This is a genomic window from Vagococcus sp. CY52-2 (genome assembly GCF_022655055.1).
In the GTDB taxonomy this organism is placed as follows: domain Bacteria; phylum Bacillota; class Bacilli; order Lactobacillales; family Vagococcaceae; genus Vagococcus.
Genome location: NZ_CP093384.1, coordinates 590,477 through 614,471, shown reverse-complemented (window position 1 = coordinate 614,471; position 23,995 = coordinate 590,477). Strand labels below are relative to the sequence as shown.

25 protein-coding genes and 1 other RNA gene are annotated in these 23,995 nt (G+C 32.3%); 6 read left to right on the top strand and 20 right to left on the bottom strand.

Translation table 11 applies throughout. The features are described 5' to 3' along the window. Position 1: 1 nt before the first annotated feature. Positions 2–670 (bottom strand): TetR/AcrR family transcriptional regulator, encoded by a 669-nt coding sequence (locus MN187_RS03125; RefSeq protein ID WP_117972713.1) that lies wholly within the window; start codon positions 668–670, stop codon positions 2–4. A 150-nt stretch (positions 671–820) separates the two neighbouring features. Here MN187_RS03125 and MN187_RS03120 point away from each other — a divergent pair, with 150 nt between their 5' ends. Together MN187_RS03120 and MN187_RS03115 are read left to right on the top strand one after the other, a co-directional pair. Next, positions 821–1,810: an NAD(P)/FAD-dependent oxidoreductase gene (locus MN187_RS03120; protein WP_117972712.1), complete on the top strand. Its 990-nt coding sequence runs from the start codon at positions 821–823 to the stop codon at positions 1,808–1,810. 67 nt (positions 1,811–1,877) lie between these two features. Further along, a complete protein-coding gene (locus MN187_RS03115; RefSeq protein ID WP_242094243.1) occupies positions 1,878–2,384 on the top strand; it encodes a phosphatidylglycerophosphatase A family protein in 507 nt (168 codons plus the stop codon). An 11-nt stretch (positions 2,385–2,395) separates the two neighbouring features. On the opposite strand, the gene MN187_RS03110 is transcribed toward MN187_RS03115, so the two are convergent. Genes MN187_RS03110 through MN187_RS03095 form a run of 4 tightly spaced genes read right to left on the bottom strand, consistent with a single transcriptional unit; the run spans position 2,396 to position 5,795 of the window. After that, a complete protein-coding gene (locus tag MN187_RS03110; protein ID WP_242094241.1) occupies positions 2,396–3,028 on the bottom strand; it encodes a TIGR01906 family membrane protein in 633 nt (210 codons plus the stop codon). 3 nt (positions 3,029–3,031) lie between these two features. After that, a complete protein-coding gene (locus MN187_RS03105) occupies positions 3,032–3,796 on the bottom strand; it encodes a TIGR01457 family HAD-type hydrolase (RefSeq protein ID WP_241699365.1) in 765 nt (254 codons plus the stop codon). 10 nt (positions 3,797–3,806) lie between these two features. Beyond that, positions 3,807–4,409 carry a YutD family protein gene (locus MN187_RS03100; RefSeq protein ID WP_241699364.1) on the bottom strand — a complete coding sequence of 201 codons (603 nt, stop codon included), beginning with the start codon at positions 4,407–4,409 and terminating at the stop codon, positions 3,807–3,809. 18 nt (positions 4,410–4,427) lie between these two features. Beyond that, positions 4,428–5,795 (bottom strand): bifunctional metallophosphatase/5'-nucleotidase, encoded by a 1,368-nt coding sequence (locus MN187_RS03095; RefSeq protein ID WP_242094239.1) that lies wholly within the window; start codon positions 5,793–5,795, stop codon positions 4,428–4,430. Positions 5,796–5,876: 81 nt separating this feature from the next. Here MN187_RS03095 and MN187_RS03090 point away from each other — a divergent pair, with 81 nt between their 5' ends. After that, positions 5,877–6,350, top strand: coding sequence for a methylated-DNA--[protein]-cysteine S-methyltransferase (locus MN187_RS03090; RefSeq protein ID WP_117972707.1), 474 nt, complete (start codon positions 5,877–5,879; stop codon positions 6,348–6,350). A gap of 10 nt (positions 6,351–6,360) precedes the next feature. Here the strand turns inward: MN187_RS03090 and MN187_RS03085 are convergent, their stop codons facing one another. From MN187_RS03085 to gpsB, 10 genes are all read right to left on the bottom strand, one after another. Next, positions 6,361–7,110, bottom strand: a complete 750-nt coding sequence (locus tag MN187_RS03085; RefSeq protein WP_242094237.1) for a tyrosine-protein phosphatase — start codon at positions 7,108–7,110, stop codon at positions 6,361–6,363. A 118-nt stretch (positions 7,111–7,228) separates the two neighbouring features. Beyond that, positions 7,229–7,813, bottom strand: coding sequence for a hypothetical protein (locus MN187_RS03080; RefSeq protein ID WP_242094235.1), 585 nt, complete (start codon positions 7,811–7,813; stop codon positions 7,229–7,231). 60 nt (positions 7,814–7,873) lie between these two features. After that, positions 7,874–8,050 (bottom strand): hypothetical protein, encoded by a 177-nt coding sequence (locus MN187_RS03075; RefSeq protein WP_158559389.1) that lies wholly within the window; start codon positions 8,048–8,050, stop codon positions 7,874–7,876. Continuing rightward, positions 8,050–8,730 carry an NAD(P)H-dependent oxidoreductase gene (locus tag MN187_RS03070; RefSeq protein WP_242094233.1) on the bottom strand — a complete coding sequence of 227 codons (681 nt, stop codon included), beginning with the start codon at positions 8,728–8,730 and terminating at the stop codon, positions 8,050–8,052. The genes MN187_RS03075 and MN187_RS03070 overlap by 1 nt, the downstream gene beginning before the upstream one ends. 69 nt (positions 8,731–8,799) lie before the next feature. Beyond that, entirely contained in the window at positions 8,800–9,690 is an 891-nt protein-coding gene (locus MN187_RS03065) for a beta/alpha barrel domain-containing protein (RefSeq protein WP_117972703.1), read from the bottom strand. A 108-nt stretch (positions 9,691–9,798) separates the two neighbouring features. Then, positions 9,799–11,142, bottom strand: coding sequence for a TrkH family potassium uptake protein (locus MN187_RS03060; RefSeq protein ID WP_117972702.1), 1,344 nt, complete (start codon positions 11,140–11,142; stop codon positions 9,799–9,801). A gap of 103 nt (positions 11,143–11,245) precedes the next feature. Beyond that, positions 11,246–12,748, bottom strand: a complete 1,503-nt coding sequence (locus MN187_RS03055) for a carboxypeptidase M32 (protein WP_117972701.1) — start codon at positions 12,746–12,748, stop codon at positions 11,246–11,248. A gap of 1 nt (position 12,749) precedes the next feature. Continuing rightward, the gene (locus tag MN187_RS03050) at positions 12,750–13,907 is read right to left on the bottom strand and encodes a THUMP domain-containing class I SAM-dependent RNA methyltransferase (protein WP_117972782.1); all 1,158 of its coding nucleotides are present in this window, start codon (positions 13,905–13,907) and stop codon (positions 12,750–12,752) included. A gap of 75 nt (positions 13,908–13,982) precedes the next feature. Next, positions 13,983–14,356, bottom strand: an RNA gene (rnpB, locus tag MN187_RS03045) — RNase P RNA component class B. Positions 14,357–14,372: 16 nt separating this feature from the next. After that, positions 14,373–14,801 (bottom strand): cell division regulator GpsB, encoded by a 429-nt coding sequence (gene gpsB / locus MN187_RS03040; protein WP_117972700.1) that lies wholly within the window; start codon positions 14,799–14,801, stop codon positions 14,373–14,375. Positions 14,802–15,056: 255 nt separating this feature from the next. On the opposite strand from gpsB, the gene recU reads away from it, so the two are divergent. Both recU and MN187_RS03030 read left to right on the top strand, forming a co-directional pair. Continuing rightward, complete coding sequence (gene recU, locus MN187_RS03035) at positions 15,057–15,677, top strand: Holliday junction resolvase RecU (RefSeq protein ID WP_117972699.1); 621 nt, start codon at positions 15,057–15,059, stop codon at positions 15,675–15,677. After that, positions 15,667–17,913: a PBP1A family penicillin-binding protein gene (locus tag MN187_RS03030; protein WP_117972698.1), complete on the top strand. Its 2,247-nt coding sequence runs from the start codon at positions 15,667–15,669 to the stop codon at positions 17,911–17,913. The genes recU and MN187_RS03030 overlap by 11 nt, the downstream gene beginning before the upstream one ends. Positions 17,914–17,960: 47 nt before the next feature. Here MN187_RS03030 and nth read toward each other — a convergent pair whose 3' ends face one another. The 3 genes from nth to MN187_RS03015 form a co-directional block, all read right to left on the bottom strand. Then, positions 17,961–18,605 (bottom strand): endonuclease III, encoded by a 645-nt coding sequence (gene nth / locus MN187_RS03025; RefSeq protein WP_117972697.1) that lies wholly within the window; start codon positions 18,603–18,605, stop codon positions 17,961–17,963. A gap of 8 nt (positions 18,606–18,613) precedes the next feature. Beyond that, entirely contained in the window at positions 18,614–19,318 is a 705-nt protein-coding gene (locus MN187_RS03020) for a DnaD domain-containing protein (RefSeq protein WP_117972696.1), read from the bottom strand. Between the two features lie 399 nt (positions 19,319–19,717). Next, positions 19,718–20,641, bottom strand: a complete 924-nt coding sequence (locus tag MN187_RS03015; protein ID WP_117972695.1) for a nitronate monooxygenase — start codon at positions 20,639–20,641, stop codon at positions 19,718–19,720. A gap of 228 nt (positions 20,642–20,869) precedes the next feature. Between MN187_RS03015 and MN187_RS03010 the strand changes: the two genes are divergently transcribed. Continuing rightward, positions 20,870–21,481, top strand: coding sequence for an FMN-dependent NADH-azoreductase (locus tag MN187_RS03010; RefSeq protein WP_117972694.1), 612 nt, complete (start codon positions 20,870–20,872; stop codon positions 21,479–21,481). A 553-nt stretch (positions 21,482–22,034) separates the two neighbouring features. Here the strand turns inward: MN187_RS03010 and upp are convergent. Both upp and glyA read right to left on the bottom strand, forming a co-directional pair. After that, a complete protein-coding gene (gene upp / locus MN187_RS03005) occupies positions 22,035–22,664 on the bottom strand; it encodes a uracil phosphoribosyltransferase (protein WP_117972693.1) in 630 nt (209 codons plus the stop codon). Between the two features lie 81 nt (positions 22,665–22,745). Next, a complete protein-coding gene (gene glyA, locus MN187_RS03000) occupies positions 22,746–23,984 on the bottom strand; it encodes a serine hydroxymethyltransferase (RefSeq protein ID WP_117972692.1) in 1,239 nt (412 codons plus the stop codon). Positions 23,985–23,995: the final 11 nt, after the last annotated feature.

Sequence of the window (23,995 nt, the reverse complement as noted above, 5' to 3'; positions counted from 1 at the left end):
CCTATTTATCTTCAATTACCCCGTAAGCTATCCAATCTAACTTCATATTAAACTCCGCTTTCGCTTTTTCAATATTTACTTTTTTTCCCATTTGTTCTGAACGATAAATTTCATTAATTGATGCGTGCATCGTATAAAACAATAATCTTAATAATACTTTTAATTCTTTTGCATTAGATATTTTTAAGTATGAATAATCAATATTTCCAATTAATTCTTCATATTGGTGATAACGTTGCTTTTTTCGACCTCTCAAATGTTTTTCTGTTTTTCGATCAATATTTAATTCATCAAAAATTTCACTTGAACGTTTGTAATCCATATACATAAAGATATTTTTTAATAACTTTGCATGATCACTTCTCAAAATCAAATAAATAAAATAATCAAAAAATTCTTGCATGGTTAAAAATAAGTTTCCTTTGTTTTCTTTAAATAATGCCATGAATGTTGTTTCAGGTTCTTTTACTAAATTATCACAAATGTAGTAAAAGACATCATCTTTATCTTCAAAATATTGATAAAAACTTCCTCTTGGTATACCAGCATACTTTACAATATTAGCGATTGATGCTTGATGGATTGGAACATCAGAAAATTCTTTTTCACATGCTGCAATAATTTTTTGCTGCTTTTCTTCTTCTAAACGAAAAAATGTGGGACTTGGCATAAATCTACCTCCTAACTGTTTTATGACACAGTGTCATTGTATATGACACTGTGTCATAAAACAATTAAAAACACTTCAAAATTCAAAATAGTTTCTTTATCTAAAAATGTCATTTATACTTTGTGTATTGATTTAGTAAAGGAGTTTCACATGACAAAAGAAATATACGATATTACAATTATTGGTGGTGGACCTGCTGGGATTTTCGCTGCTTTTTACGCTGGAATGAGACAAGCTAAAACTAAAATTATTGAATCTCTACCACAACTTGGAGGACAACTTAGTTTACTTTATCCGGAAAAGCTCATTTACGATGTAGCAGGGTTTCCAAATATAAAAGCACAACAATTAGTCGATCAATTAGTTGAACAAATTAAACCGTTTAATCAAACGATTTGTTTAGATGAAGAAGTGTTACAAATTGAAAAAGAAGATGACATGTTTAAACTTATTACAAAAAAAAGCACACATTATTCCAAAACGGTAATCATCGCTGCCGGTAATGGTGCGTTTCAACCAAAACGATTAACAACTGAGGGTCATGAGTATTATGAAGGAAAAGGACTACACTATTTTGTGACTGATATGGAACAATTTAGAGGAAAAGATATCATGATTTGTGGTGGTGGTGATTCTGCGGTTGATTGGGCATTGATGCTTGAAAATGTTGCTAAATCTGTCAAACTGGTACATCGTCGTCCAACGTTTAGAGCACATGAACATAGTATCAGCTTATTAGAACAATCCAGTGTCGAAATCGAAACGCCTTTTGTTATTCAAGAATTACATGGAGATGGAGAACACTTAACAGGTGTTACCCTATTTAATCCAAAAGAAGATGAATCAAAAACGATTGACGTATCTGATTTACTCGTTAATTACGGTTTTTCTTCTTCACTAGGGCCAATAAAGAATTGGCCAATTGAATTAACACGTCAATCAATTGTAACGGATTCTGCTACTAGAACGTCTGTTGATGGTATTTTTGCGATTGGGGATATTTCGACGTATGATGGGAAAGTTGAACTTATCGCAACTGGATTTGGTGAAGCACCGATTGCCGTTAACCACGCAGTAAACCACATAAATCCTAAAGAACGTATTCAACCAATGCATAGTACTAGTTTATTTGACCAATAGTTCATGCTTGTTACAACTCTGACACTAGGTTATACTAGTTAACAATACAAATTAAGAAGGTGACATAATGACAATAAAAAAAGAAACGCTAAAAAAAATGTCTCGACAATTATTATTAGATCGTGGTGTAACAATTAAAGACATCGCAGAGCTAGTTTACTTTCTACAAGAAAAATACGTACAAGATTTAACTCTTGATATGTGTTTAGAAAACGTTGAGGCTGTTTTAAATAAACGAGAAGTTCAAAATGCTATTTTAACAGGGATTCAACTTGATATCGCCACAGAAAATCATCAAGTGCTAGAACCTTTACAAGAAATTCTTGAAACTGATGAAGGTTTATATGGAATTGATGAAATATTAGCATTATCTATTGTTAATATATATGGTTCCATTGGTTTTACTAACTATGGTTACATAGATAAAGTCAAACCAGGTATTTTAGAAAAATTGAATTCACATGAAGGAAATCAAGTTCATACCTTTTTAGATGATATTGTCGGAGCTATCGCAGCTGCTGCAGCAAGTCGTCTAGCTCACTCTGAACCCGATCGACTAAACGAAAACCAGTGATACTTTACGCATCACTGGTTTTTTTTTAATTCTTTTTTTCCTTTAATAAGTAATATCATTAAAAAGAAAATAAATAAAACAAAAAACAAAATAAAACAATGGAAAAAATAGTCCTGAGGCAAAACTAAAATAATAGGATCTATCTCAGGGTAAAAAATCCAGGCATCGTTATTAAAGAAAACTTCATGAAATAAGACAAAAAATTGATTGAAAGCAACAACCATAAAAAAAGCCAATGCTCCTAAACTTAGTAAAATACCCTGTATCATTGTAGTAAGAGTCCAAACCATCTTATCTTTAAATAAATGGTATAAATATTTTAGGCTTGGCACTAACGTAATCAACAATATAGCATAGTTCATTTGAAATAACCGTTTAACCTCAAAAAAATGAAATGCCCCTTCAGATGAAGTTGGAAAATCTTTCATCGATAGTGTTTTTACCCAAAAGAAGTTTAAATATCGCATCAAATCATCATAGTTAGATAAAATAGTTTGTTTACTATATTCTGTGTACTCTGTAATGCCTAAATAATGAATATCAAATACGTATAACCATCTAGCATTAATCGTCAACATAATCGCTAGACTTAATAAAAATAGAATTAAGACAACCCTGTTTACTATCTCCTTTGATTTTACCACTAACTATACCTGCCATTCATCTAAAGAATCAATGACCTTTGTAGGAGCAATAGGAAGTGTTACCACATCTTCTTTTTTTGTAAATCCTGTTAAAACTAATAATGTATCTATATCATTATCAATTCCTGCTCGGATATCCGTTTCATAATTATCGCCCACCATCATGACTTCATTCGCAGCTAATTTTAACCGCTCTAAAGCTTTTTCCATCATAATGGCTTCTGGTTTCCCGATATAAGTTGCACTTTTTTGCGTTGCTGTCTCAATTCCTGCAATCAAACTTCCAGCTCCTGGCATCAGACCACGATGAGTTGGAATATTCTTGTCAGGGTTTGTGCCAATAAAGTGTGCCCCTTTTTGAATAGCTAGTGTCGCAACTGCTAATTTTTCATAGGTTAAATCTGTATCAAGAGCCACAACCACATAATCAGGATGTTCCTCATCTAACACAAAACCTGAAGAAAAGATGGCCTCTTTTAATCCCTCTTCACCAATCACATACACTTTTTTTCCTAAGCCCTTATCTTTCATATAATCAACTGTAGCTAGACTTGCTGTATATATGGTATCAGTAGAAACATCAATGTCAAAAGAGTCTTGTAATCTTTTTTTTACTACATGAGGTGTCTTAGTTGTATTGTTGGTTACAAATAAAAAAGGAATATTCTTTTCTTTTAGCCGATCAACAAATCGCTTACCAGCCTTAATTGGCTTGTCTCCTAAATAAATGGTACCATCTAAATCGATTAAATAGCCTTTATAAGTCATTTTTTCTCTCCTAATCTTCTTTTTTCTTTATTTTAAAGTGACGTTCTTTAGTGCCTTCTTTACTTTTAGGTGGTTTATTATTTTTTTTATTAGTCGATTGACTGTTTCTTGATTGATTGCTTCCTTTAGGTTTTGATTTTTTATTATTTTTAGTGTCATACTTTTTTTCACTAGTATGTGCTTGATTTTTATTTTTAGACGATTTAAAGGTGGAAGAACGCCCCTTTCGTTTAAAATCTCCAATTTGCTCAATAACAAAATAGGCACATCCAAAATTACAAAATTCATATAAGTAATCATTTAATGTATTAATTTTAGCATCAAGCGGTGCGCTCTTAAAATCATCTTTAAAAAAACCACGCAATCTTAATTGATCATAACCCCAATCACCAACAATATAATCATATTTTGATAAAACTTCATTATATCGTTTAATAACTGTTTCATAATCAAATCCATCTCGATATTCTTTTACCAATCGATATGTCCCATCAGCTAATGGGAAAGAATCTGGATGATAATTTTCTAACATCTCCAAAAGAACTTCATCTACTTCCTCTGGTTGAACGTCGATATCTTCTGCTTCTTCTATTTTTTTATTTTTTTTCGCCATCATTCTTACCTCTATCTTTTAATCATCATTTTGTTTATTTAAGTACATTGCCACACTATTTCTTAAAAAACTAGGTCCTAATATTTCAATTTCGCCTGCTATTTCGATGGTAGGAAAAAATGGTATAAATGCTAAATGGTCAACTGTCACAAAACTATAAAATCTATCCATTTCAATTGGCTTTCCTAACCAAAATCCTTCATGTGTTTTTTCATTATAATTAAAGCCATCATACCATATTTCACCAAAATATTTGCCTCTAAATTTCATGCCGATAATAGGAAATTTAAGTAAAAAGTCACGATTTTTCACAACCTCTTTAGCCAATCTAATTAAGTCTTTTCCTTGTAGTGTTACCTTTATTAAATTCATTGGGTGAGGTAAACAATCATGTAGGTCTTTTTCATCTATCTCTCCTGGTCCTAAATCTGTCAGAAATAATCCAGAATTAACCATCGCCACGTCACATCCACTGCTTTTTTCCATGGCCTTTAAGGCTATTTTTATTAAAGAATCTCGTTTATTTAGCTTACCCGTCACGTTGCCCACATGCCTACTTTCTAATAACTGATCCCCCTGATTCTTGTAACTAGTAATTTCATTTATATCCGAAATCTCTTGTGATAATAGATTTATATCAATCGTTTTAGCTGTTTTTTTCATAATTTTTCCATTATGACATTCAATCGATACATCTCCTACATATTCTCCAAACTTACCTGCGGCACATAATAATACACCATTTTCGATTAATCCCTTTGGTAATAGATGATGCGTATGTGCTCCTAAAATAATATCAATTTGTGGATATTCATTTGCCATTTTCTTATCATCCATAATACCTAAATGGGATAATAAAATGATAATGTCTACTTTTTCGGAAAGCTCATCAATCATCTGTTTTGCGGCTACAAATGGATCAACCACATCCCAACCAAATGGACTATAACTCAGTACCATTGGTGCCGTTAAACCAAACACTCCTATTTTTACCTTTTGAGTAGTTTCCACAATAGTGTAAGGTTTTGCCCAAGTTGGATAATCATGAGTTAATTTATCTTTTAAATTACTTAAAACAATAGGAAAATTTGCTTGTTTATATAGATGATTTAATACTCTCTTACTATTTGTAATACCTTCATTATTTCCAATTGTGACAGCATCATAGTAAACTTGATTCATCAAATTTACATTTGCTATGCCATCTGTTGCTTCAGTTAAAGGGTGTACTCTATCCAGAAAATCTCCCACATCAAATCTAAAAACATTGCTTCCTTGATTTTCATAATTTTTAGTTTCCTCATTTAGCCAACGACGAATTTTAGGCCATCTTTCTAAATGTGAATGTATATCATTTGTATGTAATAAATGAATAATCTCTTTCATGACTAGCATCCCTTCTCATATCTTTTATACTATCATATCTCACTAAAATTGGGTATTATGATAACTAAAGGAGTCGATTATATGGCTTATAAAATTAATAACTGTTTTTTAGATATTGAACAAAAAAATCAAAAAATATCACGTATCCATTTTATCCATCCTACAGACGTATCAAATATTAATAAACCTACTGATTCCATAATAATTCAATGTTTAATTGAACTACATGAATTTTTATCATACAATAGAAAACAATTTACTGTACCACTAGACTTAAATACAGGAACAGCTTTTCAACAAAAAGTTTGGTCGACACTGTTAGATATTCCTTATGGTCAAACATGTACCTACAAAGATATCGCCATAAAAATAAATCAACCAAGATCCTATCAAGCTGTCGGCCAAGCTTGTAAAAAAAATCCTATTCCAATAATTATTCCCTGTCATCGAGTCATCAGTCAATCAGGACAATTAACAGGCTACTTTGGAACATCTGAATTTGGCTTAACGATTAAACAATCACTTATTACATTAGAAAAAGGAAATCACGAATGATTTCCTTTTTCTAGATTGTATATAATGTTTGCATATCTTTAGAAAATGTTGTTGGAAGTTTTAAAATATCTGTAAAATAATTTTCTACGCTACCAAAATGTTGGTTAATTAATTCAAAGGCATAATCAAGGTAATCTTTATTAACGGTTAACATCACTAACATATTAGCCAATTGTTTAGTTGAGGCTCCTTTTTCTTTCAATTCATTTAAAATGGCATCATTTGCCGCTTTTCTAGAATCATTTGTTTTTAAATAATCTTCATCTATTGCCTCTTTGGATACATTTAGACTAGATAATATCAAAGCAGCTGCAAATCCTGTTCGGTCTTTTCCAGCAAAACAATGAAATAATGTTGCTTCATTTGGCTTAGTCAAAAAATCACTTAAAAATTTAGAGTAACCTTTTTGTGCATCTTTTGATAAAACAAGCTCTTCATAAATCGTCATCATCGCTTGTTGAGGATTATATTTAGGATTTAATAATTCTTCCAGACCAGCTCCTTGATTAGCTGTTTGACCTAAAATATCAATATGCTCATAAGATACACCGCTTATAGTATCATCAGGACTTTGACTAACCTCAGTATCCCCTCTAAAATCAACAATTTTTTTTAAACTGTATATCTTAACTAATTCTTTTTTATCTTCTGCTGAAATATGGACTATTTCACCACTTCTTAAAAATTGATGATTGACTACTTTTTTATTATCTAAGGTTACAATACCGCCTAAATCTCTAAAATTAACTAATGTATCCATTCTATTCCTCCTAAAAAAATCATTTAATATGCTGCATCTTACAGTCTACCAAATTTACGTTTTTTTTAGTAAGGTTAATTTCGAATTTTTTTCAAAAAAATATAAAAAAGTGATGAAGTTATTCACCACTTACAGTTGTCATTTGATCTGCTACATACTCAACTTTAATACTTTTAGCTATTTCTTTTAAATCTAGTATTTCCTTATTAGTTAATTTATCTTTTCCAAACATCGTTACTGAAAAAATAACATCTCCTGTTCTCCCCTTATACATCAGAGCTTTTTTATCTTTAGATGGCTGAAGAACTTCTTCCATCACTCCTAAATATTGAACAGGTTCTTCTTCTCCCCACTTAACACCATCTAATACATAACCTGAGATATCACCATACATTTTTTGAGTATTGTCAAACGCATCTATTTGAATATAAGTATTTCGATTATTTTCCTGTTGAAAAGTTCCCCATAATGTTTGTTGACTAAATTTTCCTTCAGATAATACGTCATATTTTTCATTATTAAAACTAATTTTAGAGTGACCTACAAGCATATTATTAACAACTGTACTGCGCTTACTTTTTTTATCTTTAATTACCATACCAACCGTACTCTCAGTTGTTTCTTTTGTATTGCTTTTTTTATTTCCACAACCACTTAGACCAACTAAAAATAGAAGTAGTATTAAGTATTTTATATTTTTCATTGGTTCTCCTATTAAATATGTTTTTCTTTACTATAACAAATTTAGTCTAAAAAATAAATACTACCACTCCTTTGGACTCCATAATAAGCCATCTATCTCAGCTTTTGCTTGTTCAATTCTCTTATATTGCTCACTCAAAATCGCTTCTAATTCATCTAAAAAGGCGCTCACTTCATATGTTTGAGTTTCCCCTTTTAATAGAGATAATTCATTTAGCAACCATTCTTTCTCATTCACTACTCATCCCTCATTTCTTCAAGAGACATTAATAGACTATCCAATTCTAGACGGTTATCTTCTAATGCATCCCGTATTGACGTTAATCTATTTTCTTCATCTTTAATAACTCGCTTCTTTTCTAATTCAATTAGACGTTCAATAGCCCAATTCTCTCTAATTAAAAATCGACTATCATTTTCTTTGGTCACATAATGTTGGTAGTTAATTAACAATTTTTTTTTATCTTTTTCGTTTAAGTAAGAAAATAACGGAATCGAAAAAGGTGGCAGATATGTCATTTGACACTTATAAGCTATTGCCTGAAAAGGTCTTAATAGTTCAGAAATAGTGAAATGTTCAGATGCTCCTGCTTGAAAAGACGATAATTTCTGTCCCATATTAATAACAATTCCTAGCTCTTTTCCCTTTAAAGAATCTTTATACAATGATTTTGTTAATACTTTTTCCAACCATTTATACAAAATATCGGGAGCGGCATACCAATACATTGGAAATTGAAAAATAATTCTATCTTGTTTTTTTAATAGTTTTTGTACCTCAACTAAATTAAATGTTTTTAAATCTTCCTGTATATCGTATATTTTTACTTTTTCTAAAGAAGAACAGCTCTCTTTTAAAAATGATTGCAACCCCGATTCATGTGAATTTGGGTGGGCAATAACTACTAAAGTTTTCATATATTTCTCCTAATCTAAAACATTCTCGTAAAAAGACCATCTGTTTATTTCAGATGGTCTGTCAATTGACTATGTATTTGATGCATCAAAAATTGCATGTAGCGTTTGTCTTAAATGAAAATCAAACTCCATGTCACTTTCTTGATAACTCAATCCTTCTGTTAGTGCTCTTGAAAAACTAGCAATCATATCATGATTTTCACTTAATTTTTTGTCCGCTTCTGTTTGTCTTAAACCACTGGAAGAAGCCAACATTCTTACAATATTTGGATAATCTAATAAATCATGATAAAAATCTGCTTCTGTCGGTAACGTCAATTTCAACATGATTTTCACGTCATTATCTAATTGACTTAATTCCTCGTTTAATGCATTTTTCAAATAAATTTCTGCTTGCTTTTTGTCTGGAATATGTAACTCAATATCAGGCTCTAACATTGGTAAATAACCTAGTGCATACACTTTTTTTGCTAAATCAAATTGTTGTTTGACCAGTTGCTTTATGCCCTCTTCATTAGCTGAACAAATTAATGAACGGTATTTAAATCCAATAAAAGGGAAGTTTTTTGCTTTTTCCACAAGCACATCAAATTCTGTTAACTCATCCATCAATTGGACGCCCTCTCTAAGAGGAGCTAAACCTTGATCAATTTTCAAAAACGGCAACATACCTTTCTTATGCCACAAATAGTTTGGTACAGGTTCTGAAAAAATAGTTCTTTCTAATGCATCTTTGTATAAAATAACACCTAATACATATTTTGACGAAAACTCATCACTAATAATCATACGTGTGCGCATATCATGAATAATGTTATGCATCTCTTCAGATGTTTGATACGTTTCATCTGGCACACCATACTGTCTTAAAGCACCTGGAGTACTCAAATCACCCTGATCCATCGCTGCAATAAATCCTGGATGTGTCTTTACAATAGTTAATGTTTTTTCATCTAGCATGTCACATTCTCCTTTAATTTTAATATGCTCATTATAATACATAACACACAAAAATTTAAATTAAAATTTGAAAATTTTCAAAAATACTTTTCTTAAAAAAGAGGTATCTTAACCTATCAAAACAGTTTCTTTTGGATAATTAAACTTATTACCTAGTTCATTTAATTCTTTTCTTAATAAAGCATACATGACTGTATAGAGTCCTACTCGACCAATAAACATCAAACACATAATAAGTAGTTTACCAAATAGAGTCAAATGAGGTGTTAATCCCATTGTTAAACCAACTGTTGCAAATGCTGAAACTACTTCAAACAAGACATACTCTATCCCAGAATGTTGTGGACTATATTCTGTCATAGATAATACCAACGCACTTAGTAAACATAATAAACTCGCAAAGAAAAATAAGACAAAAGATTTCATCACAATATTTCGTGGAATAGAACGCTCTTGCCATTCTGCTTCATCTCGGCCTTTTAATGTACTGACTAATTGAATCAAAAGAACCCCTAATGTTGTTGTTTTGATTCCTCCAGCTGTTGAACCGGATGTTCCGCCAATAAACATTAAAACTATTGTTAAAATGAGACCTGCATAACTCATTGAACCATAGTCAATTGAAGCAAATCCTGCTGTACGAGGTGTCACACTTAAGAAAAATGAATTAGTAAGCTGTTTTACAAACGACATCTCATAAAATCTATCCGTAATAGAAAATAGAACTGTTCCACCAATCAACAAACTTAACGTAACCATCAAAGCAATTTTGGTATGTAGAGAAAAGCGACGATGATCTTGCCAATGAATTAAGTCGTACCATACAATAAATCCAAATCCACCCGAAATAATAAGTCCAGAAATAACTAATAACACATAAGGATTCTGTTGATAACCCAATAAACTATCACCAAATAAATCAAATCCTGCATTACAAAAGGCAGAAACAGCATGAAATATACTATAAAATATCCCACGTTTCACTCCATATTCAGGTATAAACTGAAATCCTAATAAAATGACACCTAATAACTGAACACTAACAGAAAATTTCACCACAAATTTAAGTAATTTTACTACGCCACCATGGTTATTTAAATTAAGCATCTCTTTAATAACTAAACGCGACTGCAATGACACTCTTTTTCGAAACATCATGGCCACGATTAATGCAATCGACATAAATCCTAAACCACCAATTTCAATCAAAATCATCATAACAATATGCCCAAAAGGACTAAGTACTTGTGAAATATTAATAGGAGTTAATCCGGTGACGCACACAGATGATGTCGCAACAAATAGTGCATCAATATAAGTCAACTGCTTCCCTGTTTGATGACTTATCGGTAAAAATAATAGAAAAGATCCAATAAAAATAATAATTAAAAACATCAGGGTGATAAATTGGACCGTATTGATTCTTCTTAATCCTTTTTTATGACTTTCCATGTAATATGTTCTCCTCTAAACTAATCATATTGACTTATTGTACCCTTTGCCCTACACTTTCTCAACAAAAAAAGTTACAGAATCATCTGTAACTTTTAAAAATTTATGCTTCAATTTCATAAACGTTGAAATATAAATCACGCATATAATCAATCAAGTATTGTGGATTTAAATTTTCTCCAGTGGCTTCAACTATTAGTTCAGTTGGTTTTTTTGAGCTTCCATATTGATGGATATGTTCAGTTAACCACTCTCTAATGGATGAATAATCATCACTTGATAAAACGTTTTCTACATCAATATCTTTGTTCATCGCATGATAAAGTTGCGCCGCATACATATAACCTAGAGCATAAGATGGGAAGTAACCAAAACTTCCACCTGCCCAATGAACATCTTGTAAGACACCTTCTGTATCATTTCCAGGACGAATACCTAAGTATTCTTCATATTTATCATTCCAAACTTTTGGCAAATCTTTCACTTCTAAGTCGCCATTGAAAAGCATTTTTTCAATTTCATAACGAATAATAATATGAAGTGGGTAAGTGAGTGAATCTGACTCAATTCTCACTAAACTTGGTTGCGTTAATTTCAATCCTTTGTAGAAATCTTCAGTCGAAACATCTGCAAAGGTATCACCAGTTAATTGTTTTAATAAATCAAATTGTTTGTACCAAAAGGCTTGGCTTCCCCCAATGATGATTTCATTAAACAATGATTGTGACTCATGAATTCCCATCGACGTTCCACCTGCAAGTGGTGTGTAGTCAAATTTGGCATCAACATTTTGTTCATACATCCCATGACCTGCTTCATGTATCACACCTAAAGTTGCCATAATAAAGTCATTATCATCCCAACGTGTTGTAATACGCGCATCATTACGATTCAGATTTAACATAAATGGATGAACCGTATCATCTAAACGACCTCTAGAAAAATCATAGCCTAATTGTTCCACAACTTGTGTCACAAAGTTTTTTTGGATTTCTTTTGGCACTGTGCGGTTAATAAAATCCGTGTTAGGTGCTGTCCCTTTTTCTTCTAATTCTTTGCGAATCGACATAATTCCTTCTTTTACTTGGTCAAATACATTATCTAATACTTCAACTGTAATACCAGGTTCGTATTGATTTAGTAAGACATCGTAGTCTGTGGCTTCATTTTTACGCCACAATGGAATGAATTCTTTCGTCATTGCTACAATGTCGGTTAAAATTGGCTCGAAAATTGAAAAATCTTGTTTCTCACGAGCTGTTACCCATACACTATGAGCATTTGATAGTAAACGAGAAAACTCTTGAAAACGATCAGCTGGAATATTATTGTTTAAATCATAGTTCTCTTTTGTTTTTTCAAATACTTGTTTCCCAAAATCCGATAATTCTTCTGGATGATCTGAAAAATACTCCATGTATTTTCTCATTGTCTCATTTGTTGATTTATCAAAAGCCATACCTGCTAAATAACTAGACATTTCAGCACGATAAGACGCACCTTTTTCTGGCATACCTGTTTGACTATCCCATTCAGCTAGACCAACCGCTTCATTTAATAAAGCAATTTCTTTCAAATAAGCTAAAAATTCTTGTTCTTGACTCATATTAGTTTGCTCCTTCATTTTTTGGCTTTCTTGGTGGGCGAGTTCCCCAGTATTGGAATAAATCTGTTCGTAACGCGCCATTGTATAGTTTACGTTTTTTCGTGGCTTTTGCCCCGTAAAAACTTTCAAACTGTAAATCACTTGTTAAGATATATTTACTCCACGTTTTAAGTGGACGATAAACGTCTCCCATTTGTTTATATAATTCTCTTACCGCATCTTCTTCTCCTAGACGTTCACCATACGGAGGATTAGCAACGATTACACCATACTCTTTATCTGTGGTAAAATCACGCAATTGCATTTGTTTAAAGGTAATATCTTCACCCAAACCAATTTCTTCCGCATTTTTCTTAGCAATGTCAATCATTTTTGGATCAATATCTGTCCCTAAAATATCTAATTCTGTTTCATAATCAACTTGTGCATCCGCTTCAGCTCGTAATGTTTCCATGACAGATTCATCTACCCATGGCCATGTTTCAAATAAAAATTCACGGTTAAATCCAGGCGCCATATTTCGACCGATTAGAGCTGCCTCAATACAAAACGTTCCAGACCCACAAACTGGATCATAAAATGGTCTATCTTTTCGCCAAGTTGTTAAAGAAATAATGGCCGCTGCCATATTTTCTTTTAATGGTGCGCCACCTTTTTCTAGACGATAACCACGCTTAAACAAACTTGGCCCCGTTGTATCAATTGTTAACGTCACTTTATCTTTTAAAAGTGCCACCTCAATTGGAAATTGTGCCCCTGTTTCTGGTAAGCGACCATATCTTGAGTAATAGTCACTCAAACGATTAACAATTGCTTTTTTAGTCAAAGCTTGGCAATCTGACACACTAAATAACGTTGATTTGATTGATTTTCCTGATACTGGAAAATTAGCATCCATTGGTAAAAAATCTTCCCAAGGCAAGGCTTTAACTTGATCGAATAATGATTCAAATGTTTTAGCTTCAAACTCACCGATAACAATTTTAATTCTATCTGCTGTTCTTAACCATAAATTTGCTCGACCAATGGTTTCAATATCTCCATAAAAAATGGCTCTACCATTTTCTACCTCACATTCAATTCCCATATCTCTTAGTTCTCGTCCAACAAGTGCCTCAATACCACTAGCTGCTGTTGCTATTAATTTATATTCTGTCATATTTGTAACTCCAATTAACTTTATTTTAGAAAAAAAGCCTTCCATCAAACTGGAAGGCACCCTGATGTTGTAATTTTCTATAAGCCATGTTCTGTATTGATTACTGCCAGGTAACACTAATCAACGATAATCATCTGTCTACAGAAATTTTTCTGTCCCATCCCTAAGTTCATTTCCTTGGGATAGGTGCCCCTACCATTGTTTGGGTTGCTCGCTCGAGGGGTTTACCCGTTCCACTGATTTTATTTCTAAAATCACTTCGTCACTGTGGCACTTTCAAGGATACTCTAGCATAGCATAAACCTTAGCTATTTTTCCTGCCGTTACCTCTTTAAAAAGAAGTACCTTAATTTATGGTTTCATTAAGCACGAACACTACAGACATCTCAGTCTGTGCGAGCATGGACTTTCCTCACCTTACTTAAAGTAAACTGCGATTATCCGAAAATTACAATTTATTATATTTTAATACCGACGTGTTGCTCCTAAGTCTTCATTGTCTAAAAATTTTTGAGCAACTGAAGATAAAGACTCACGAGCTTGCTCATTCATACTAACAGAAGATGAACTAGAAGGTTGTTCTAATTTTTTACCAAAAACTTCTTTTTCCAAATTAGATAATCGTTTTAATATATCAAAATTTGTCACAGAAGATGGATTTGGCACTTCTTGTTTCATACGAGATAACGTTGCCTGACTTTGTGTTAATTGGTCTACTTTGTTAACCAAACGATGATTTTCTTCTTTTAATGCTAATAATTCTTGATTGTATGTTTCATAATCTTTAATAATGGTATCCAAAAATTCGTCAACTTCAACTGGATCGTAACCACGAACTTTTGATTTAAATTCTTTTTGCAAAATATCTTTTGCTGATAAATTTAATTTAGTCACTTATTACACCTCATCTACATATCATTTTTAAATACTTTCTAAATCACTGAGTGTTATAAAAAATTTATCTGATGAAAAAGATTAGATAAATATTTCCCTCCATATTATACTATAATCAGTTTTATATTGTAACACAACTGTTTTAATAAAAATATTAAAATTTTAACTAATTTGTTGAACATTCTAATAAGATTCTTCGTTTTTCTTTTCATTGTATTTCAAGGTTTGATATAATAAACAAAGGAGTGTGGTATTTTGACTATTAATTACCCTAACGGTATCCCAAAGCGTTACCAAAAAGAAGAAAAAATAAAAAAAAAGCAAAAACCATCTTTTTCTAATCGTGGCATGTCTTTTGAAGAATTCATCAATCAAAGCAATTTATACTATTTATCCAAAGAAATGGCAGTTGTTCACAAAAAACCGACCCCTATCCAAATTGTTCATGTTAATTATCCCAACAGAAGTGCTGCTGTTATTACTGAAGCTTATTTTAGAGAAGCTTCTACAACAGATTATAATGGTGTTTACAAAGGTAGGTATCTTGATTTTGAGGCAAAAGAAACAAAAAATAAAACATCTTTTCCACTTCATAATTTTCATGCACATCAGATTAAGCATATGAAACAATGTATTAACCATCATGGTATCGTTTTTGTCCTTATTTGGTTTTCTTCGTTGCAACGATGTTTTTTTCTTTCTGCCAACCACGTCATTGATTATTGGGAAAATAGTGACACGCAACGAAAGTCTTTACCATTAAAAATGATAGAAAATTATGGGTATGAAATACAATTAGGTGTTGCGCCAATTGTTCCTTATCTTTCAATTATTGATCACTATATATTAAAAGGAGATTCTATTTATGAAAAATAGTTTTAACGGAAAAAAAGAGCCACAAAAAAGACAAAAAAGGAATGTTAAAAAAGGGATACTTATTTTCCTAGCTGTCTTACTTGCTCTAATCGTTATACCCGTCATCGGCGGAGCTGGATTATTCTTTTATTACGCGAAGGATGCACCTACCCTCGACTATAAAAAATTAGAGGATACACGTTCTTCAAAAATTTATGCGATGAACGGAGATATGATTTTAGAAATTGGGGAGAAAAAACGTGAAATTATTGAACCAAATCAAATTCCTCCAATGTTAAAAGAAGCCATTATTTCTATCGAAGATAAACGTTTCGAAAAACATAAAGGAGTTGACCCTATTCGGATTGCTGGAGCTGCTATTTCAAACATAAAAGGAACTAGCCGACAAGGTGGTAGTACTTTAACACAACAGTTAATTAAACTGTCTTTCTTCTCAACTAAAAAGGAAGATCAAACAATTAAGCGAAAAGCCCAAGAAGCATGGCTATCAGTTAAATTAGAACAAAAAAAATCAAAAGATGAAATACTAACTTACTATATTAACAGAGTTTATATGGCAAATGGTATATACGGAATGCAGACAGCCGCAAAAAACTATTTCAATAAAAATCTAGATGAACTATCATTAGCCCAGTATGCTCTTTTAGCTGGTATGCCACAAGCTCCAATTGATTATGACCCATACACTCATCCAGATATGGCAAAAAAAAGACGTGATTTAGTTTTAAGTGAGATGTTAAAAGATAAAATTATTTCTCAAAAAGAATATGAAGAAGCTAAAGGAACAAAAGTAGAAGATGGTCTAATGCCATTAAAGAAAGATTCTACCACGCAAGTTGTGACAGATAACTACGTTAAACAAGTCATTGATGAAGTACAATCAAAAACAAATAAAAATGTGTATACTGATGGATTAGATATCTATACAAATATGGATTTAGATGCACAAACTTATTTATATAATCTCGTAAATAGTGATGAATCTGCTATTAATTTTCCTGATGATGAATTTCAAGCAACTGCTACTTTAATTGATGTAAAAAATGGTGATGTCCGCGCACAAATTGGTGGACGAAAATTAGGTGATGGTGCTCTAAATGATAATAAAGCAGTCACAGCTAAACGAAATATTGGGTCAACAGCTAAACCCCTGGTAGCTTATGCTCCAACCATCGAAGATTTAAATTATGGATCTGGTCAAATTTATGCCGATATGCCCTATCAATATTCTGACGGAACTGAGGTATACGATTATGATCGTTCATATCGTGGAAACTTAACTATGAGAGAATCTCTCGTTGATTCTAGAAATATTCCTGCTTTAAAAGCGTTGAAAGAAGTAGGCGATGATAAGTCAAAAGACTTTATTTCAAGTTTAGGTTTAACAAATAAAGTTTATGAAGGAACTGCTATTGGATTCGAATCTTCTTCTGAAAAACTTGCAGCAGCATACGCTGCGTTTGCTAATGGTGGAATCTATTATGAACCAAGCTATGTTAACAAAGTTGTATATTCTGATGGAACTGAAGAATCTTTTGATTCCAAAGGAAAACGTGCAATGAAGGAATCAACTGCTTTTATCATTACTGATATGTTAAAAGATGTCATTAACCGTGGTACTGGTACTCAGGCACAAATAAATGGTGTGGTTCAAGCTGGGAAGACTGGAACGAGTAATTATGATGACGATGTGCTTTACAAAGTAAAGGGTGAGGGAAGTCCGGATATTACATTTGTCGGATATACACCAAAATATTCCCTAGCTGTTTGGACAGGATATGACGATTATTTCCAACCCATCACTTTATATAATCAACAATTAGCTATGGATATTTACAGGGAATTTATGTCTTATCTTTACCAAAATATTGAACCAACAGACTGGAAGCAACCTTCTAACGTAGTAAGAATTGGAAATGAGGTTTATGTTAAAGGTTACACACAACAAACTCAACCAAGTTACAATTACTATAAACAATCAGAAGGAGTAACTAATTATAACTACTATCAACAAGAAGAATCTAAAGCAACAAAACCTTCAGCTAGCAAAGAAGAGACTAAATCTGAAAAAAAAGAGGAAACGCCTGAAGCAACTAAAGAAAAACCAACAACTAATGACAACAACCAAAATAACGGTAATCAGAATAACAATGATGGTCAAAATAATGAGACGAATAATAGCGAAGAAAACAATGCATCCTCCCCTACAACCTCTCAATCTCATAATAATAATTAATAAATACCTTATAATGATTTTACAAGTAAAATCATTATAAGGTATTTTTATTTTTTCATATTTTTTTGTCCTTCAGCACATAAATCTAATAACAAACATCCTTCACATTTTGGTTTTCTAGCTGTACAGTGGTAACGACCAAATAGAATCATCGTATGATGAGTATCTATCCAACGTTCTTCGGGTACTTTTTTCATCAATGTTTCTTCCACTTCATCAACTGTGGCAGACTGCTTACAAATTCTTAACCGTTTACTAACTCGTTCGACATGCGTGTCAACTGCTATAGAAGGAACATTAAATATATCTCCAGCCACCACATTGGCTGTCTTTCTCCCTACTCCGGGTAAACTCATTAATTCCTTCTTTGTACGAGGAACTTCTCCATCAAATTTATCAACTAACATCTGAGATGTTTTAATAATATTTTTAGCTTTTGTCTTATAAAGTCCAATTGTTCTAATACGCCTCATCACATCTTCTAGTGGTGCTTTAGCTAAATCTTTTGCTGTTGGGTATGCCTCAAATAAAAAAGGTGTCGCTTTATTTACTGACACATCTGTTGCTTGAGCACTTAATATCACTGCAATCAAGTACTGAAATGGGGTATCATGATTTAATTCCCCTTTAGCATTTGGATAGAGTTCTTTCATCAAATCAATGGCTTCTATCGTTCTTTTTTTAGATAACATATCTTCTCCTATTTATCATGTGGATTTAGCCAATTATACATCGGTATTTCTGGCAGTTTCTCATCAGTCGTTGTCAGTTTTTTTTCATCTATTTCTTTTAAACGCTGTTTTTGATCCTTTTGTATTGCTTGTTTAGAATGCAAATTTTTTCTTTCCCAATTTAATAAAATTCGGTCCATATACTTTAAACTATAAGCTTGATTTAGTATGGCTTCACGAAGAGCTAATTCAATTAACTCAACGGAATATTTATCCTCATTTAGCCACTGTTGGATAGTCTCCATTTCAATTGGTGATAAAGATCTACCAAATTCTTGTTCAAACTTATTAAATAAATTTACTTTTTTATCTTCTTGAATTTTTTCTGTTGTCTGAACTGCTTCTTGATTCATAACATTTTCTATCTTTTCATAGACTAACGTTAAATCATAGCGATCTTCTGTTTTGCCAAATTCATTACGACTCGTTTCAATAGATAAAACGCCTTTTGTCATTAATTGTTGAACCATTTGATAGCCTATTTCATTTGTTATGCCCATATATTGTGACATGATATCCATTGTTGGAAAATCATTTCCTTTTTGACTACATTGTAATAATTGTAAATAAAACACCAATTCAGAGTCCGTCATACCAATTTTTTTATAATATTTAAACAATAAATTTGAAACAGTTGTTGTCCCTGAATTTAAGTAATAATCTAGTGATAACATTTGCCCACCCCTTCTTTTAAAGTATAACAAATAAAAAATAAAAAAACAGAACACTGCCTTAAAAAAGAAGTTCAACCTATCAGTTAACTATTAAAACAATACGCATCATGTGTTTTTTTACTTTTCTGAATATTTATGATTATTGGAACGATTTTATGACGTAACAATTATTTTGGTTTCTCCCTACATTAACATAAAGAAAGATACATCATTTGTTTAAATTCGATTCATAATTTACATCAAAATAATACCACCATTTTAAAACCTTTATTATTAGTCACTCAATAGGTGCTAATCTACTTTCTAATATCTGTACTTTCAATTATTATTTAAAATACCTTTTGACCATTTATTATACACAAAACAAAAAAGACGACTCACGTAAGTCGTCCTTTCTATCTATATTTTAGGCAGTGATACTTTTCTATACTGCTCTAGAATGTCATCATGTAATTCTTGAACTGTTTTTATTGTCGAAATTGTCCCAATAATTTGTCCAGCCATCACCGAACCATTCACCATATCCCCTTCTTTAACAGCTTTATACAAGGAGCCTATGGTTAAAGCTTCTAATTCATCTCTTGATACTTCCTTATCCTCTAATTCTAAATAGTGACTTGTCATCTCGTTGCGGATGTTTCTTACAGGGGCCCCATTTTTTCGACCTGTCACAACGGTTGATGCTTCATTAGATAAAAGGATTTGTTCTTTATACGCATCTGAGACTGGGCACTCTTTTGTTGCTAGATAAACTGTTCCCATTTGGACTCCCTTTGCACCTAATGCTAACGCTGCAGCTAATGACTGGCCATTCGATAATCCTCCTGCAGCCACAACTGGAATACTCAACGCTTGTGTTGCCGCAGACACTAGTGGAAATGTACAAACTTCTCCAATATGTCCTCCTGCTTCCATCCCTTCGACAATCACAGCATCCGCTCCTAATTTTTCCATCTTTAAGGCAATGTCAACATTTGGAACAACAGGTATGACAATAACGCCTGCTTCTTTTAAACGTTTCATATATGGTTTTGGTGTTCCTGCACCTGAGGTAATAATTTTAACCCCTTCTTCAATCACTACATCAATAATGTCATCTCGGTTTTCCATCATCAACATCACATTAACCGCAAATGGCTTATCTGTTAGTTTTTGCGTTTTTCGGACTTCTTCTCTTACTTGTTCCGTTGTCATACCACCAGAAGCAATAACACCAAGTCCTCCTGCTTCTGATACGGCACTAACTAATTCTGATGTCGATATTTTGGCCATTGCTCCTTGAATAATTGGGTATTTTATTCCTAATAACTCATTAATTAACATCGCAATATTCCTCTTTCCTTCATATTACTTTTAATAAAGTTAATAGTACCTGTTATTGTTAACGATTTCAAATCACTTTTTCTTAAGGACTCTATTATTAAAAATAATACATGATAAATTGTTTGTTTATAGCACAAATAAAAAAACTTTGCTATTTCTCAAAAAATACTATATATTTATATTTACTGATAAATAATAAGTAAAATATAAATAAATTGAGGAAATTATATGTCACATGTATTAGTTATTAAAGCACACCCCTTAACAACAGATGATTCTCGTACCCTTAAAGTATTAGATGCCTTTTTGACATCTTACAAAGAAAGTCACCCAACAGATATGGTTGAATTTGTTGATGTTTATGATGATTTCATACCAGAAATTGATAAAGATATCTTAACTGGTTGGACTAATTTAAGAGAAGGAAAAGAAATTACGGAAGAACAAGCCAAAAAAATTGAACGTTTTTCTGAATTGACAGAACAATTTCTGAATTCAGATAAAATTATCGTAGCTAATCCTTTATGGAATTTAAATATTCCAACTAAATTAAAAGCATGGATTGATACCATCGTTGTTGCAGGCAAGACGTTTAAATACACTGAAACTGGTAAAATCCCCTTGGTTCCAGGGAAAAAGATGTTGCATATTCAAGCAAGTGGGGGCATTCACTCTGGTGAAGATACTTCCTCTAAATATGTCAAAGAAATCTTTAACTTTGTTGGCGTAGAAGAAACAGATTCTATTATCATTGAGGGATTAGACTATCAACCAGACAAATCTGATGACATCTTGGCATCTATTATTGAAAACACAAAAGAATTAGCTAAAGCCTTCTAAAAAAATGGTTACATCATAACTAATTGATGTAACCATTTTTTAAATTTTACTCAAAGAAAAAAACCTTCTGTCTGACGGTTTTAAACTATTATTTCTCTTTATAATACGACATTGGCCATTTATCAAAGAAAGTATTCATAAATAGCATTGGCATCATATAAACGAATTGACCACCTAGAATACCTAGCATAGGATGCTCTAATCCTAAATGATTTCCTCCAAAAGGCCATAAATGAAGTGTTTTAAGCTAAAGTATTCCTAATACTGAGCCAATAGTTATCACAATGATTAATTGAATAACAATACGTTGATAATAGTTAAGTTAATACAAATATTTTCCATAACCTTCTCTCTTATATTTATTTTATTATATTCTCGCAAAATATAAGTTTAATTTATAATGATTGGTAACCGATTATAAATTACAGAATATTATGGAATATTATGGAATCTAATAGTTATTTTAATAGGTTTGTCCTATTGACAATTGGAAAAAGAGATTTTTTCACAAAAAAAAGACCAGAATATGTAGTCTGATCTCTTTTAAATCTTATTATTTTGTACCAAATAAACGGTCACCAGCATCCCCTAAACCAGGAACAATGTAACCTTCTTCATTTAATTTTTCATCTAAACCGGCAGTATAGATATCAACATCTGGATGAGCTTCTTGAAGAGCTTTGACACCTTCAGGAGCAGCTACTAAACAAACAAATTTAATATTTGTTGCGCCACGACGTTTTAATAAATCAATTGCCATAATAGCTGAGCCACCTGTTGCTAACATTGGGTCTACAACAAATAATTGTCTTTCAGCAATATCTGCTGGTAATTTAACAAAATATTCAACTGGTTCTAAAGTATCATGGTCACGATACAAACCCACATGTCCAACTTTAGCTGCTGGTATTAATTCTAACATACCATCAACCATTCCAATACCTGCTCTTAAGATTGGGATAATCGCTACTTTCTTACCAGTTAACGTTTTTTGTACTGACGTTCCCATTGGTGTTTCAATTTCAATGTCTTCTAATGGCATATCACGAGATACCTCATAAGCCATTAACATAGCAATCTCATCAACAACTTCTCTGAAAACCTTTGTTCCACAATTTTTTTCTCTGATAATTGTTAACTTGTGTTGGATTAACGGATGATCTATCACTTGAAATTTTCCCATAATGCGATTCTCCTTTTAAATTTTATTCTTATCTATTGTAGCCGAAAAAAAGGGAATTGACTAGTCAATTCCCTAAAAATTTTATTTATAAAGTGGGTGGCTCTTTAATAATTCTGCTACTTCTTTTCTTACTTTCTCTAACACACTTTCTTCTCCATGATAAGTTAGTGCTTCAACAATTAATTCAGCTACTTTTTTAGCATCTTCTTCTTTAAATCCACGTGTTGTAATTGCGGGTGTCCCAATACGGATACCACTTGTTACAAATGGACTTTGGCTCTCAAATGGAATGGTATTTTTATTAACTGTAATATGTACACTATCTAAAATAGCTTCTGCTTCTTTACCAGTTAACTCAAACCCTGTCACATCTATTAATAATAAATGATTATCTGTATCTCCACTAATTAAACGAGCTCCTGGTGTTTGATTGATTACACGAGCCATAGCCTTAGCATTTGCTAATACTTGTTTACTATAATCTTTAAATTCTGGTAATAGCGCTTCTCTAAATGCCGCAGCTTTTCCTGCTATAACATGCTCTAATGGACCCCCTTGAATACCTGGGAAAATAGCACTATTTATCTTTTTAGCTAATTCTGGAGAGTTAGTTAAAATAAGGCCACCTCTAGGACCTCTTAATGTTTTATGAGTCGTTGATGTCACAATATCTGCATACGGAACTGGATTTTGATGGAGACCTGTTGCAACAAGTCCAGCAATATGAGCCATATCAACCATTAATTTAGCTCCAACACTATCTGCTATTTCTCTAAATTTCTTGAAATCAATGTCTCTAGAGTATGCACTTGCTCCAGCTACAATCAGTTTTGGTTGATGTTTTCTTGCTAAAATTCTCACCACTTCATAGTCGATAACTTCTGTCACTGGATCTACACCATATGACACAAAGTTATATGTTTTACCACTAAAGTTTACTGGAGAGCCATGCGTTAAATGCCCTCCTGCTGTTAGGTCCATTCCCATAATAGTATCCCCATCTTCAACTAAAGACAAGTAGGCTGCAGTGTTAGCTTGTGAACCTGAATGAGCCTGAACATTAGCAAAATCAGCTTGAAATAAATCTTTCGCACGATCAATCGCTAAATTTTCTACCACATCAATAAATTCGCATCCACCATAATATCTGCGTCCAGGATATCCTTCTGCATATTTATTTGTTAATACACTTCCTTGGGCTGCCATAACAGCCTCAGATACAAAATTTTCTGAAGCAATTAGCTCTATTGTTTCTTGTTGTCTTTGTTTTTCATTCGCTATAGCATCCCACAAAACAGCATCTTCTTTTTTATAATCCATATGCAAACACA

Coding starts and splice junctions, on each gene's coding strand:
- MN187_RS03100 (WP_241699364.1), bottom strand. CDS start 4,409: ATGGCGAAAAAAAATAAAAAAATAGAAGAAGCAGAAGATATCGACGTT.
- MN187_RS03030 (WP_117972698.1), top strand. CDS start 15,667: ATGAAAAATAGTTTTAACGGAAAAAAAGAGCCACAAAAAAGACAAAAA.
- MN187_RS03105 (WP_241699365.1), bottom strand. CDS start 3,796: ATGACTTATAAAGGCTATTTAATCGATTTAGATGGTACCATTTATTTA.
- glyA (WP_117972692.1), bottom strand. CDS start 23,984: ATGGATTATAAAAAAGAAGATGCTGTTTTGTGGGATGCTATAGCGAAT.
- upp (WP_117972693.1), bottom strand. CDS start 22,664: ATGGGAAAATTTCAAGTGATAGATCATCCGTTAATCCAACACAAGTTA.
- MN187_RS03055 (WP_117972701.1), bottom strand. CDS start 12,748: ATGAGTCAAGAACAAGAATTTTTAGCTTATTTGAAAGAAATTGCTTTA.
- MN187_RS03090 (WP_117972707.1), top strand. CDS start 5,877: ATGGCTTATAAAATTAATAACTGTTTTTTAGATATTGAACAAAAAAAT.
- MN187_RS03050 (WP_117972782.1), bottom strand. CDS start 13,907: ATGACAGAATATAAATTAATAGCAACAGCAGCTAGTGGTATTGAGGCA.
- MN187_RS03095 (WP_242094239.1), bottom strand. CDS start 5,795: ATGAAAGAGATTATTCATTTATTACATACAAATGATATACATTCACAT.
- MN187_RS03085 (WP_242094237.1), bottom strand. CDS start 7,110: ATGGATACATTAGTTAATTTTAGAGATTTAGGCGGTATTGTAACCTTA.
- MN187_RS03015 (WP_117972695.1), bottom strand. CDS start 20,641: ATGTTAATTAATGAGTTATTAGGAATAAAATACCCAATTATTCAAGGA.
- MN187_RS03070 (WP_242094233.1), bottom strand. CDS start 8,730: ATGAAAACTTTAGTAGTTATTGCCCACCCAAATTCACATGAATCGGGG.
- MN187_RS03020 (WP_117972696.1), bottom strand. CDS start 19,318: ATGTTATCACTAGATTATTACTTAAATTCAGGGACAACAACTGTTTCA.
- nth (WP_117972697.1), bottom strand. CDS start 18,605: ATGTTATCTAAAAAAAGAACGATAGAAGCCATTGATTTGATGAAAGAA.
- MN187_RS03080 (WP_242094235.1), bottom strand. CDS start 7,813: ATGAAAAATATAAAATACTTAATACTACTTCTATTTTTAGTTGGTCTA.
- MN187_RS03010 (WP_117972694.1), top strand. CDS start 20,870: ATGTCACATGTATTAGTTATTAAAGCACACCCCTTAACAACAGATGAT.
- MN187_RS03065 (WP_117972703.1), bottom strand. CDS start 9,690: ATGCTAGATGAAAAAACATTAACTATTGTAAAGACACATCCAGGATTT.
- MN187_RS03120 (WP_117972712.1), top strand. CDS start 821: ATGACAAAAGAAATATACGATATTACAATTATTGGTGGTGGACCTGCT.
- MN187_RS03115 (WP_242094243.1), top strand. CDS start 1,878: ATGACAATAAAAAAAGAAACGCTAAAAAAAATGTCTCGACAATTATTA.
- MN187_RS03125 (WP_117972713.1), bottom strand. CDS start 670: ATGCCAAGTCCCACATTTTTTCGTTTAGAAGAAGAAAAGCAGCAAAAA.
- MN187_RS03060 (WP_117972702.1), bottom strand. CDS start 11,142: ATGGAAAGTCATAAAAAAGGATTAAGAAGAATCAATACGGTCCAATTT.